We start from the raw sequence: 13,953 nt of genomic DNA on the forward strand, positions 1-13,953 counted from the left end.
GTTCCAGCACCTACGGTTGATCCAATAGACGTTCCCAAAAGGGATCGGCTCATAGGTTACAGCGTATAGACCGCCTGGCTCCCAAGCTCAAGGGCGGTCTACTTCTTTTTGAGGTATGTCAGTAAGGCAAGAATGAACATGCCAAACATGAACATAAGCGAAAGCGCCTGATATACCTCCATCAGCATCACCCCCCCATTGTTAGACATGAGTGAGTGAGCCGACCACCCTTGAGAAAGCCGATCTATTGAATTGCATTAATTTTACGAGAATTCCTGATTGAACACAATGTATACAGCCCCGTTATTATAAAATAAAAAAGCAAGCCCCCCTCGCATATCACAATAGAAGAGTTGGCTTGCTTTTCTATCTTTCGCACTCTTTTAATCCCAAATATTCGGACGTTCAACACCCATGCTTCTCATATAATCTAGCAGTTGACCGGTATGTACCGACTCATGATAGGCGATTCGCAGCAGCATGTCTCCAAGCGTGCGGACATAGCCTACATCGGATCGATCGATGCGGACACTCTCCAGGTCGCTCTTGGACAACCCTCTGACGAAGCGGAGAAATTCTTCTCGATACGGCATAGCAAAGGCCAAATCTTCATCTACAGTCGAAAACTCTTTGGTTTCATACGGATTGGGGATAGTAGACAGAGCGGCACTCCCCCGTTGGATCAAAATCTGGTGATACAAAAACTCACCCTCGATGACATGGCGAATCATTTCCCCGCACGTGAACGCTTTATCGTCAGGCTTCCAGTTCAGCATTTCTTTAGGAATTGCCCTCCAAACTTTGATGCTTCTACGTCTTACTTCCTCAAAGTTTAAGATTAAGAGATCATTTTCGTTCATGTCATTCTCCCCTCTCCGTTAGCTCGTCCTAGTTTTTTTGATAGAGATCACATGTCGCTACGTGATCATTAACCATGCCGACTGCTTGCATAAAGGCGTAGCAAATTGTTGAACCGACAAACGTAAAACCGCGCTTTTTCAGATCCTTGCTCATCTTGTCGCTGATTTCGGTAGAAGCAGGCACATCCTTCATTTCCTGAAAATGATTATGGATCGGCTTCCCGCCTACAAACGACCAAATATAGCTGCTAAAGGACCCAAACTCCTCCACAACCCGCAAATACGCGTGGGCGTTCTTCACGACACCGCGAATCTTCAGCCTGTTTCGAACAATGCCTTCGTCTGTCAGCAATTGCTCGATCTTGGCTTCATCGTATTGAACGATTTTCTCCGCTTCAAAGTTATCAAACGCTCTTCGGTAATTTTCCCGCTTCTTCAAGATCGTGTACCAGCTCAGTCCGGCTTGAGCCCCTTCCAAATTCAAATATTCAAAGAGCAAGCGATCCTCATAGACAGGAACTCCCCACTCGTGATCGTGATAATCCATATAGATAGGGTCTTGATTCACCCAGCCGCACCGATTCATGGAAAGAAACCTCCTCTACATAATGCGAACGTATATTCTTATATAAAGAATATACAATCATTGGGTATTCTGCAAGTTTTTCTTTACAAAAAAAGACCTCATCAACCTGAGGTCTCCATGCAATCAAGCAGTTAAAATAATTGGCTTCCCCTTCGTTATAACGATGGTGTGCTCGTATTGAGCTACGTAACTCTTATCAGGCGTAATGATCGCCCAACCGTCCCTGCCATCCTCCACAAATTCCGTCCCCGTTGAAATAAATGTTTCGACTGCCAACACGAGACCTTCTGTGAGCAAACGCCTATCCTTCTTATCATAGTAATTCAAAATGTAAGCAGGCTCTTCATGCAAGCTTTTGCCGATGCCATGTCCCGTAAGGTTTTTGACCACTGTAAAGCCTTTTTTCCTGGCCTCCTGGTGGACAATGCGACCAATCTGGCTTAGCTTTGATCCCGCCTTTGCTGCATCCAATGCCTTGTACAGCGACTCCTCGGCGCATTGGCATAAGGATTGCTTCTCAGGCTCGCCTCCCCCTACCACGATAGAAGCACCTGTATCGGCAAAATATCCATCCAGCTCTGCCGAGACATCAATATTGATGATATCGCCATTTTGCAGAACTGTATCATCAGGGATGCCGTGCGCAACAATGTGATTGACACTGATGCACGTATGCCCAGGAAAATCATAGGTGATATTCGGTGCAGACCGCGCTCCGTACTTTGCCAAGATCTCTCCGCCAATCCGGTCGAGTTCTTTTGTTGTCACGCCTGCCCGCACTGCTTTTATCATCGCCTCTCTTGCTTCTGCCACAATGCTACCGATCCGCTTCAAACAGATCAAATCATGTTCATTTTGAATCGACATGTGTTTCCCTCCTTTTCGCATTTACCAGTATTTACCCGATCCGTTTCTTCATTTGAACATTTTTCTTCGCCAATCGCAACCTGCAGAAAAACAAAGAACCCCAGAAGCATCCTCTGCGGCTCTTATCTTACGAAACTAGGCTAGATTCAGTGCATATATTCCTTGCGATGCGGTCGACTGCTTTTGAATAAACCCGATGGAGATTCGGTTAAATTCTTCCGGCTGATCGACATTGACGACATGGCCGCAGTCAGCGACTAGACTCAACTGTGCAAATTGTCTTTTTTTCACACGCATCTGGACGAACGGCAAAAACATATGGTCTTCTTCACCCATAATGAACAAGGTAGGGATGGGAGACTCTTTATCAAAGAGGGTTCCTAGGAAGCGATTAATGCCTTTTGTCAGCTTGAACCATCTCTTGAATTCTTTTTGACAAAGCTTTTTGGCTTCGCGGATAAACAAGGAACGCGATTCTTTATGACGCTTACTCGGCATGATCACCCAGGCAAACAGTCGATACAGCCACATGTACGGGATGAAATGTTTGACCAGATTCCCCAGCGTGATCAGCACCCGCGACCGCACGTTCATGTGCGTCACAGCTCCTGCCAAAACCATCGAGCGCATTCTCTCTGGGGCCTGCTCCGAAATAATCTGCACAATGATCGTCCCCAAGGAAATCCCCACAAAATGGGTGGAAGTGATTTTTAAATGATCCAAAACCTCTATAATATCTCTGCTGACATCATCAAAGGTGTATGTTTTAAACAGCTTGCCTGGGATGTTCTTCGATTTTCCGTGACCACGCATATCTACTAGAAGAACATTGAATTTCTCTTTATATGCCTTAAGTTGTTTATACCAAATCGATGAGCTGCCCCCTGCCCCATGGACAAAAGTCACCCATTCGCAATCTTCACCACGTATGTATGTCTTATAATGGATCACTTATATATCCCCCCACCAGTATTATATAGGAGGGCTGTCCCAGGTGAAAGGATTACCATAATATTGAAATTTTTGTGTACATAAAGGCATATCGTTTCACCCCAGTCTCTCAACCAAAAACCAAACGACATTTGAAATGAGTAAAGACTGTCCGATTCCAAAACTGAACCCTGTGAAAAATCGCAGCATGTTATTGCTTGTCCGCCACTTCCATTGTTGGGTAAAGCCATCAATCAGCATCGGCAATAACAGGAATCCAATCAAATAGTAAGAGGTCACGATATGCATCCCTGCAAAAACAGGCGCCAGCAGGTATCCAGCCAATATCGAAACACATCTGGCACATAGCGGCATTTTTTTACCACCGATATAAAAGGAACGATCTGCTCGCCGATGACAGGGAATCCACTGCGTATTGATCTTCATCAGCTCCCTCAATGTGAGCAATCTGGCTTGCAATCGCAATCGGGTGTATCACAATCTGGAACCGGACAATCAGCTGGAATATAGTTGCAATCTAACGAACAACTTTTACGCTTCTTACGATAGAAGATGATCATGCAAATAAAAAGAAGAAGACCTACACCAATCAAGACTCCCCCCGTTACATAATCCCCTTCATACAAAAATACGCCTCCCGCTATCCATGCGATCATGCAAACCGTTAATCCAAGAAAAAACAGATACATCCTCTCCCTTCTTTTCTTTCTACGTCAAAGAATATCAGCCGTTTCACTTTGGGTTACGTTCTGGGCTTGAATTGATTGGTGATCGCATCCAAATATTGATAGCGCTCTTGCCTTGCGTATTTGAGCTGATAGATGGGAATCGGAACAGAGGCCTTTTCCCTTCTACTTGTATTTCTGTCTTCCACTTGCACATATTCCAGTTCCATGTCGTACAGGCTCATGAAGCTCTCCGCCGCTTCCCGAGCTGACACACAAGAGACCGGATCGGGAATCACCTTATTCTTACGTATATCATGCTTGTAAAAACCCGTAACCTGGCCTGTCCAAGGATTTACTTTCACGGAGTACATCCGGTTTGTCAATACGATCCCATTTTTCCGCTCATAGAAGTAATACGTATTGCCTGTCCCGCGTAAATAACATAATTCATAGTAGTGCAGCTCGGTAATTCCCTGTTCGATGTATTTTTCCAAGTAGCACGTAGCTATTCGCAAAGCATCGCAGTCCGACAGCCGCGGCGCTATATACTCCATTTTTTGATTAACCGTAAAGGCAAGTAACTCGTTGGTCTGCCGATTGAGAGTAACGCATACAAAATCAGGATCGTAGACAGTTTCCGCGTCTTCTGCTTCTGGCAGCGACCAGAAGTAATGGATAGTAGAAGGCCAGTCCGGCTTCTTCGCAGCATCAATATATTTGAAATAACCGCTCCTAGGTTGAAACGTAACCCCATCCTCGTTTGGTGTCACAAGCGTTTTTCTTTCGATATCCGCTTCGGTTACATCAATTTGAAAAGATTCCTTCACCCACAACTCAATCTCTTGCACGTTTGCAAAAATAAGAGATCCCCCTCGGGTTACTACAGGAATAATCTCTGAGTGTTTTTCTTTCGATCGTCTGCCTCCTATCACGGTCTTGGTGATTTGCCCTGTCTCGGCATGAATAACGGCATAGTCCATCGGTGGCTCATCAGGGAGATACTGGAGTATCCCTTCTTCCTGTTCGTCGCAGACGAGCATCATATTTTCCTGAAACAAAGCAAGATACGCTTGTTTTGCCTCCTCCATTGTTATCACTTTTGGCTTGGAGGGCTTGTTTTTCGGATCAAAATCATGAAGTCCCCGGTAGTAGATGTCAGTCAAATTACCCCACTCGTCTAACGTAATAAACAGATACACGCTAGCAAGCGGATTATCGTGAAAACAATAACGATAAGAAAGTTTCCACTTCTTTTCCTCACGATACTCTGACAAGCTCGCCGTGCCATCTCTCACCATCTCATTCAGATGGTCGCCATACAGTGCTTCCGCTACATCTATGATACGTTGCGTTGCTGTCTCGGTATCGATCGGCTCTCCAGAAGCAACCGAATCTTGATGAATTTCATCCTCCAAACGAAACTCGGTTATATAACCCGTTTTTTTGTCGATTTCCAGCTTTGTACGCTCATGACCTAATTTTATCTCCCAAGTTCTCCAGTTATCGCGCGTTTTGATTCGCTGCTGAGACAATTCAAGCATACCGGGAAACATCGCAAACCATCTCTCCATCGTCTCCCGAACCGCTTCAGTCGGATATGTAATCATCGATTTCCCTCCGGAACGAAAAAACCGTCAATGCAGACACTGACGGCTTTCTCTATTTAAATGCTAAATCCTAATCATCATCACCATCATCCAGATCATCGTCGTCGGTGTCATTCGTGTTCGTGTCATCACTTGTAGATGCATCTGCCGGAGCGCTGCCATTTTTATCGGCTGGTGTCTGGTCATCATCGTCATCATCATCATCGGTAGAGCTATTGTCGATGGTGGTAGTCGAGAGCACTTTTCCGGTAATGGCATGTATGCGTACATCTACCGTTTGGGAATCTTTTTTCGTGATCACTCGATAGACTGCTCCACTCTTTGTTTCGATTAAATCAACATCATCGATCTTGCCGCCACTTGTTCTTTCCGTCGCAATCTGTTTCGCTTGCTGTTCCGTAATTTTTGTCTGTGGCTGCGCTGGTGGATTTGAGCTTTGATTCGGCTTCGACTGCTGCTGTGTTTGTGTCTGGGTTGAAGTAGCAGGCTGTTGTTTGCCTGGCGCAACAGTCCCCACCGTTCCCGCTCCTGCTGGTTTTGTCGCGTTGCCTGAAGCATCCTTCCCGCTGCCGTTCGGTTGCGCTGTGCTGGCTGTCGGATTTGAACCCGGCTGCGTTGAATTCGTCGCCGTTTCATTTGCCTTCGGCTGCGCAGTGGCTGCGACCAAGGAGAGCTCTTTCAAATCAATAATTTCGCCCGTCTGTGCATTCACCATCACACTATACGTTCCGCGCTCATTGAGGAGCTGGAGATTGTAGATGCTGTTTTCTCCTACGTCCGTCATGGAAATCGATTCAATCTTCCCCGGGTAGCGGGCCGTCACGATCTGTTTGACTTCCTCCGCTGACAATGACTGCAAATCCATGCTCGCGAAGATCCGTTGCATGCCAAATGCCGTCGTGACCAACAGAAAGCTCGCCAGCAGCCCTATTTTCCATTTTTTATTCATACGTACCTCCTGCTATTTCTTAGCCTGCCCTGGCAGAAAAACGGTCACGAGCGTCCATTTCCCTTCTTCGCTATCCAGTGCAATATCGCCTTGATGGGCATCAACGATCTGTTTGGCAATGGAAAGCCCCAGTCCTACGCCACCTGTTTCGCGGCTGCGGGCTTTGTCAACACGGAAGAAACGATCAAAAACATGCTGCAAATCTTCCTTGGGAATCCCCATTCCGTAATCCTTGACTGAGATATATGGGCGGTCCCCTTGAAGCCCCACCCCAACCTCGATTTCATTCGAGCTGTATTTCATCGCATTGTCGAGTAAAACGACGAGCACTTGTTTTAGTTTTTGTTCATCGGCCATCACAGGAACCGATTCGTGGTTTGCGCCCAGTTGAAAGGACCTGCCATACGCATTGGTTAATTGCGAAATGGTCGTTTGGCACATCGGGATCAAGTCGATTTCTTTGACATCCAGATTCCATTCGGCGCTATTGTTTGCGAGAAGGAGCATTTGATTGGTCATATCCTTCATGCGCACGGCTTCCGAATAGATCGCTTCCACCGACTCTGCCAGAACCTCCGGCTTTTTCGTCCCCCAACGCTTCAATAGCTTCGCATAGCTTTCTACTACGGTCAGCGGCGTTTTCAATTCATGGGAAGCATCTGAGACGAACTGCTGCTGCTTCTCGAAGTTTTGCTGCAATAAATCCATCATTTTGTTAAAGGTACTGCCTAACGCGTGCAATTCATCCTTGGATGTGTGCTCAAGCGGTATTTTCTTAAAAATACTGCGCGCTTGAATGTCTTCCATTGTTTGAATCATCGAGTTGACTGGTCGCAAAATCAGATTGCTCAACATGCGTCCAGCAAAAAAAGCAGGAATCAGCACGAACAGCGAAGCAAATAACAGAACGTTTTGCAGCAGGTTCAAATTCTTTTGCAAGCCCGCAATACTTTCAATCACTTCTAGCGTGACAATTTTTCCATTCGTCCAAATAATCGGGACCTTGACGTACGCGTATTTCACACCTTTGACATCGAAGACACCGTCACTCGCCTTTCTTTCAAAGAGGGGCTTCGGGGCCGGGATTGGTTGCGTGCTGTCTACTTCCTGCGTGACGATGGCCCGTGACTGCTGATCGATAATCCGGATCATCCCGTACGATGGCAAATACGGCTGCAGCAGCGTAGCAGGGTCAAAATTTTCCACACCGGTCTGATTGAGTCCACTCTGGATGTGCAGAACTTCTCGTTGCAGACGATCCAGCTCTCCGTCTGTTGTCACTTTGTAGAACACGAAGTAAATGAAGCTGTTGACCATGAGCAGCAGAAGCAAGAGCGCGACCGTGGAGAACAAATGAATTTTATTTTTGATTTTCATAATCTACCCCTTCAGCATATAACCAACGCCTCGTACTGTATGCAAAAGCGGGGTTTCATACCCTTGGTCCACCTTTTTACGCAAGTAACGGATATACACGTCAACGACATTTGTGTCTCCGAAATAATCAAATCCCCATACGTGTGTAAGAATCTGTTCACGATTCAGAACTTGGTTTTTATTCTGCATCAGATAAAGCAACAAATCGAATTCACGCGGTGTCAGCTCGATCTGACTGGAACCTCTTGTTACTTCCCTCGATTTTTCATCCAGGCTTAAATCTGCTACTTCTACTTTGCAGCTGGCTTCCACTTTTCTTGTCATTTGGGACAAGCGGAGGCAGGAACGGATGCGAGCCAGCAGCTCTTCGATTTCAAAAGGCTTCGTAATGTAGTCGTTCGCGCCTTGATCGAGTCCATTTACCTTGTCCACGACTGCATTTCTTGCCGTCAACAAAATGACTGGCGTCGCGGAGTCCTTTACCCGAATCCGGCGAAGCACTTCTATCCCTGACAAGCCTGGCAGCAATACATCGAGCAAAATCAAGTTCCATCCACCTTGATTGTATTGTTCCAGCGCCTCTAGCCCTGTTTTGGCGATCTCGCTTTCGTATCCTTCGTATTCCAGCTCTAATTGAATCACACGAGCAATTTTCTCTTCATCTTCCACAATTAATATTCGCTCCGACATGTAATCCTCCTAAACCTTGCATCCATTATCCAGATGAGTTTAGCAAATATTGGCTGTGGATCAAAGAGTAATCCGTACGAAAGATATAATTCCTTACTTATATCGATAATCCCACCCACTGCCAGTACGCGTAATAAAAGACGACCATCAGGATCGCGTGGGCTACACCTGCATACAAGCTCAATCGCAGCAAATCCTTTGGCAAAAAGGTTTCCTTGCCGCTTTCCTGGAACATGAGCAATGCTTTGGAGCTGACAGGGAAGGTCAGGCAGTAGTTCATGCCGATCATTCCTAAGAACAACACGGTCACTTCATTCAAATCAAGGCTGCTCGCAAAGTAGAGAAGCGGCGGAACAAGAATGACGGCTCTCGTCGTGTGCGATGTAATGTACAGATGGGATGTCAGTGTCAGCAAAGTAATAACCACAATAATCAGAAGCGACGATTCGCCTTCCAACTGCTCGGTGATCGCGAACAGCTTCTTCATGATCCACTCTGCCGCGCCGCTCTCCAACAACGACTTTCCGAGGGCAATGGCCGCCCCTACAAACAGAATCAGGTTCCACGAGACAGACTGTACGCCATCCTTCCACTTCATGACGCCCACATTGGGGAGTGTCAAAAGAAAGGCGCCGACAACTGTCGTGGTAGCAATCTCGATTCCGTGAAAACGCTCTGTCAGCCAGAAAATGACCATCGCCCCGATCACAGCAACCGTATATTTTTCGTTGCGGGACAAGGTAAGAGAAAGCTTTTTACTCGCGAGTGGGCGCTGCATCTCTTCTTTAGAGAGAAACAGAGCCAGAACAATCCGGCAAGTAACGATGCTGGCCACAACCCCGAACGGCAGTCCCCACAACAGCCACTCCGCGAAACTAATCCCTTCCCCATTGAACTCCTTCAGCATATCGAGTGCGATAAAATGGGAGCCCGCTCCAATCATGGTGGAACTCGTCGATACTAAAATAATCGTCGGAATCAGGATCGCCATGGCTTTCGTAATTTGTTTGTTCCCGATTTCTGAGGTCAGCGAGTGGAAAACAGGCAGTAGCACCGCTGCGCGTCCAGAAGTAGACGGGATAAAGAATGCGAGAAATTGAACGACGACCGTCAAGAGCCAAAACAAGCTTTTGACATTCTTTGCCTTGCTCACGACCAGATCTGTGAGTTTTCCTGCCAAGCCTGTCACTTGGAGAGCGCCGCCGAGAATGAACGAGCCAATCATTAACCAAATGACATCGGAGGCGAGCGAGTCGAACAAAATTTCCTGGTCAGCCGTTCCTGTCACGACGAGGAGTAACACGGAGCCAATCGCTACATAGGCGGAGTTCAGCGAGGTTGTCGTCCACAGGATCACAGCGACACAGAAGCCGAACAAGCTCCATTTGGCCTCAAATGTCAGGGAAGACGGCAGCATGAGCAGTAATTCAACGAACATAATCAGGACGATCGGAAGGACCCACGCAGGCCTTTCCTTTGCAATAGTCTGTGCAATCACGATACTTGCTCCTTCTCCATTAAACGATTTGCGAGCTGCAGGCCCACCATGATGGTTCTCATGGAGCTTTCCGAGCAATCGGTCAGCCATTTCTGCGCATGCATGAACGCTTCTTCCAACGTAGACGGCATCGGCAAAATACTCGTGTACGCATCAATTCCGTGCTCATAATTGAGTCGGGCACCTTTGCCAACAGTCCCAACCAAAGCCACTACCGGCAGGGCATGCTTCTTTGCCCTCTTTGCCACTTCCACTGGAATTTTTCCTCGCGGTGTTTGAAAATCAATGCTTCCTTCCGCCGTAAACACAAGGTCTGTCTCTTGAAGCATCCGATCCAAATCAATGTATTTCATGATGATGTCGTAGCGTGGAAACAGATTTGCACCCGTCAGCGCATGCAGTCCGGCTCCCAAGCCACCCGAGGCACCACTGCCCGGCATGTCTCTGACGTCGATACCGAAATCCCGCTCGATGATAGCCGCGAATTGTTCGAGTGCTTCTTCCAACTCAACGACTTGCTCAGGCGTCGCTCCCTTTTGCGGGCCAAACACGCGAGCGACTCCGTTTTCCCCACACAGCTTGTTAAACCAGTTGCAAGCCACATCGATTTGCACCTGCTTGAGTCTTTTGTCCATGCCGGATACATCAATTTTCGTTACTTTTGCCAGCGAAATTCCGCCTTCAATACGGATTTCTTGACCGCTTGCATCCAAAAATTTCGCGCCAAGTGCTTGCGCCATTCCTGCCCCGCCATCGGAAGTACCGGAATCGCCGCAGCCTAGCAAAATACGATCTGCCCCCATGTCCAGTGCCGCTTTGATCAATTCACCGACGCCATGTGTCGTCGTTTTGCGCGGATCACGCAAGCTTCTCGGAACCAGTCGCAGTCCGGCTGCTGCTGCCATCTCAATCACAGCCGTTTGACCTGTCGTCTTTGATCCGAATATCCCGAAATGGGAAGGAACCTTTTCTCCTACGGGACCTGTTACTTCCTTATCAATAATTGAGCCATTCGAAATTTTCACAATCGCTTTTGTAAAGCCTTCTCCTCCGTCTACCATCGGCAGTGTTTGTACTTGGGAGAGCGGGAGTACGCGCAGAATTCCTTCTTTCATGCACTCAGCTGCTTGCTCGGCATCTAAACTTTCCTTAAAGCCCGAAGGCACAACGAGTATACGCATAAAAAACAACATCCCTTCTCTTTATTTGAATTTGCTTTCGCATTTGTCTCACTTGAGTAAGACCCATACTAAGCTTCAAAAAAGAGAAGGGAATAATAGGAAGATGAGAAATTGATGAGAGAAAAGCAAAAAGATTACGATTCTAAGCGTTTCGTTTTCTGCGCAGCTGATAATAGGTCACAGCCAGGGCAAGCGCCAGTACCGTCCCCTTAATTATATCGTAAGCATAATACGGCAGATTGAGCATCGTCATGCCGTTGAGTAGCACCCCGATCAGGATGGCTCCCACAAATGTACCAAAAACGTTTGGCTTTCCTGCACCGAATACGGAGAAGCCTACGAAAGCAGCCGCTACTGCATCCATCAGCATGGAGCCGCCGCTACTCACCTGCCCGGTACCGATCCGTGCTGCCAAGAGCATCCCGCCCAAGCCTGCAAAAAGAGCGGAGAGCACATAAGCCAAGGTACGATAGCGATTCACAGGAATCCCCGACAGACGGGCCGCTTCCAAATTGCCGCCTGTCATGTACAGCATTCGCCCCTGCCTCGTATAGGTCAAGTACACATGCGTGATCGCGACAAGTAAAAAGGTCAGGATAACAGGGACTGGTACGGAGAGAATTTCTCCTTGGCCCAGCCATAGGAACCATTCCTGGAATTTTCCCGGAGCCTGTGAGCCGTCCTGCATTGGCATGTTTGCGTAGATCGAGTAGCCTTGGGAATACGTCATATGAATGCCGTTGACGATGTAGAGCATCGCCAAAGTAGCCAGCAAATCAGGAATGCGGATTTTCACAACCAGGAAGGCGTTGACCAGCCCGACGAGCAAGCTGAGTACAATCGGGACAACCAGTGTCGTGAAAACTCCTTGTTCGTACCAAACCATCATCGAAGCAGAAACGACTGTGGTCAACGAAACCGTCGATCCTACAGACAAGTCAAAGCCTCCGACGATCAGCGAGAACGTAACGCCAATCGCAACAAATGTCACAATCGAGATGGAGCGAAGAATGTCCGTCAAGTTGTCGTACGTGAAGAAATACGGGTTGGTCAAACTGAATAACAGCATGACAATGACAATAACTGCAACCGTACCGTATTTGTAAACAAAATCAAATAAACTAAACTTTTTATCTGCCACGTTACTCACCTCCGCTTGCGTAGTACATAATCAGCTCTTGTGTTGCTTCCTCGCGACTCAATTCCTTCACGATCCTGCCCTCGAACATGACGAGAATCCGGTCTGCGATCCCGATGACTTCCTGAAACTCACAGGAGAAATACAGGACACCCTTTTTCTGCTCAGCGAGATTTCCGATCAGGCGGTAAATGTCGCTTTTCGCGCCAATATCTACCCCTTTTGTCGGCTCGTCAAACATAAAGAGGTGAGCGTTTGTATCCAGCCATTTGCCGATTGCGACTTTTTGCTGGTTTCCGCCGCTGAGGAAACCGACCAGCTGCTTGATATCGGCTGTTTTCACACCAAGGCGCTGCACGAGCTCTCTTGCGTTAGCCGCTTCTGCTCCTCTTTTGATAAAACCGAACCAGGACTTCTTTTTCAACGAGGCGACAGACAGGTTGTTCTGCACAGACTCCTCTACGAAAATTCCTTCCTTGCGCCTTTCCTCCGGAACGAGCACGATTCCAGCATCGACGGCGTCTTTTGGCGAGCGCAGTTGGATACGTGTTCCATGCAATCGAACGGCTCCAGCCTTTGCCTCATCTGCACCGAAGAGCAATCGGGCAAGCTCGGTCTTCCCTGCCCCAACCAGACCGACGACGCCAACGATCTCTCCCTCGCGAACCTGCATGTCGACTCCGCGTACTTTGCCGCCAGCCACTCCTGACGCCTCAAAAATCGTTTCGCCAATCGGCACTTCCAGCTTCGGGAACTCCTCGTCGAAGCTTTTGCCCAGCATGTTCGCGATCACTTCGTCCATATTGGTCTTCGCCGTGTCTGTGGTCACGACATGCTGACCATCACGCATAATCGTGATCCGATCACAGATTTCAAAGATTTCCGGCAGGCGGTGGGAAATGTAAATGATCCCGACCCCAGCTTTTTTCAACTGCGCAATGATTTGAAACAGCCGTCCGCTCTCCTTTGTGCTCAACGGCGCGGTCGGTTCATCGAAAATAACGTACTTGGCCTTTTGAACGGTAGCCCGTGCAATCAAAATCAATTGCTTTTCCGACAGCGTACATTCTTCGACGAGCATCCTCACCGGAATGGGGAAGCCGAAATTTTTTAAAATCTGCTCCGATTCGTTGTACAAGCTCTGCCAGTTGATCAGCCCCTTGGTTTTTGCTTGGACAAGCTGGTCGAGCAAAATATTTTCGGCAACGCTCAAATACGGGATCAAGGCGGTGTCCACTTCCTGATATACACATTGAATGCCCTGTGCTTTAGCGTCCTGCGGAGATTGAATCGACACGGACTGGCCATCGATGGTGATTGTACCGCTATCTGCCTGATACGCTCCCGTGAGAATTTTCATCAGGGTGCTCTTCCCCGCGCCATTCGCTCCGAGCAGTGCATGAACCTCCCCTGCGCGCACCTCAAAATCAACGGATCGCAGGGCAGGAACCCCAGAAAACTGCTTCGCTATCCCTTTCATCTGCAATGTGGGCATCATTCACACCTCCTGTTTACCTGCGTGTTCCAACCTCTATAAGGAAAAATCCCGTTGACGATACAGATCAACGGGAAAAGCCAATT

Annotated in this window: 14 protein-coding genes; all 14 read right to left on the reverse strand. The window is 47.8% G+C overall.

Going from position 1 to position 13,953, the window contains the following annotated elements; all coding sequences use genetic code 11:
* Positions 1–98: 98 nt before the first annotated feature.
* Entirely contained in the window at positions 99–209 is a 111-nt protein-coding gene (locus tag FB479_RS31295; protein ID WP_370511696.1) for a putative holin-like toxin, read from the reverse strand.
* A gap of 174 nt (positions 210–383) precedes the next feature.
* Positions 384–860, reverse strand: coding sequence for a DinB family protein (locus FB479_RS22010; protein WP_142066713.1), 477 nt, complete (start codon positions 858–860; stop codon positions 384–386).
* 28 nt (positions 861–888) lie between these two features.
* Entirely contained in the window at positions 889–1,446 is a 558-nt protein-coding gene (locus FB479_RS22015; protein WP_069851832.1) for a DNA-3-methyladenine glycosylase I, read from the reverse strand.
* Positions 1,447–1,569: 123 nt separating this feature from the next.
* Positions 1,570–2,313: a type I methionyl aminopeptidase gene (gene map, locus FB479_RS22020; protein WP_106657182.1), complete on the reverse strand. Its 744-nt coding sequence runs from the start codon at positions 2,311–2,313 to the stop codon at positions 1,570–1,572.
* A 135-nt stretch (positions 2,314–2,448) separates the two neighbouring features.
* Positions 2,449–3,264 carry an alpha/beta fold hydrolase gene (locus FB479_RS22025; RefSeq protein ID WP_142066714.1) on the reverse strand — a complete coding sequence of 272 codons (816 nt, stop codon included), beginning with the start codon at positions 3,262–3,264 and terminating at the stop codon, positions 2,449–2,451.
* A gap of 96 nt (positions 3,265–3,360) precedes the next feature.
* Positions 3,361–3,690 (reverse strand): DUF2085 domain-containing protein, encoded by a 330-nt coding sequence (locus FB479_RS22030; protein WP_142066715.1) that lies wholly within the window; start codon positions 3,688–3,690, stop codon positions 3,361–3,363.
* Positions 3,691–4,006: 316 nt separating this feature from the next.
* Positions 4,007–5,539 (reverse strand): YcdB/YcdC domain-containing protein, encoded by a 1,533-nt coding sequence (locus tag FB479_RS22040; RefSeq protein WP_142066717.1) that lies wholly within the window; start codon positions 5,537–5,539, stop codon positions 4,007–4,009.
* A 70-nt stretch (positions 5,540–5,609) separates the two neighbouring features.
* A complete protein-coding gene (locus FB479_RS22045; RefSeq protein WP_142066718.1) occupies positions 5,610–6,488 on the reverse strand; it encodes a PepSY domain-containing protein in 879 nt (292 codons plus the stop codon).
* A 12-nt stretch (positions 6,489–6,500) separates the two neighbouring features.
* Positions 6,501–7,865 carry a HAMP domain-containing sensor histidine kinase gene (locus tag FB479_RS22050; protein WP_106657176.1) on the reverse strand — a complete coding sequence of 455 codons (1,365 nt, stop codon included), beginning with the start codon at positions 7,863–7,865 and terminating at the stop codon, positions 6,501–6,503.
* A gap of 3 nt (positions 7,866–7,868) precedes the next feature.
* Positions 7,869–8,555: a response regulator transcription factor gene (locus tag FB479_RS22055; protein WP_142066719.1), complete on the reverse strand. Its 687-nt coding sequence runs from the start codon at positions 8,553–8,555 to the stop codon at positions 7,869–7,871.
* A gap of 97 nt (positions 8,556–8,652) precedes the next feature.
* The gene (locus FB479_RS22060) at positions 8,653–9,993 is read right to left on the reverse strand and encodes an SLC13 family permease (RefSeq protein WP_370511698.1); all 1,341 of its coding nucleotides are present in this window, start codon (positions 9,991–9,993) and stop codon (positions 8,653–8,655) included.
* 56 nt (positions 9,994–10,049) lie between these two features.
* Complete coding sequence (locus tag FB479_RS22065; protein WP_142066721.1) at positions 10,050–11,234, reverse strand: glycerate kinase family protein; 1,185 nt, start codon at positions 11,232–11,234, stop codon at positions 10,050–10,052.
* Positions 11,235–11,376: 142 nt separating this feature from the next.
* On the reverse strand, positions 11,377–12,375 hold the full coding sequence (locus FB479_RS22070; protein ID WP_016741326.1) for an ABC transporter permease: 999 nt from the start codon (positions 12,373–12,375) through the stop codon (positions 11,377–11,379).
* A gap of 1 nt (position 12,376) precedes the next feature.
* Entirely contained in the window at positions 12,377–13,867 is a 1,491-nt protein-coding gene (locus tag FB479_RS22075; protein WP_142066815.1) for a sugar ABC transporter ATP-binding protein, read from the reverse strand.
* Positions 13,868–13,953: the final 86 nt, after the last annotated feature.

This window comes from Brevibacillus sp. AG162, assembly GCF_006715575.1.
Lineage (GTDB): Bacteria > Bacillota > Bacilli > Brevibacillales > Brevibacillaceae > Brevibacillus > Brevibacillus brevis.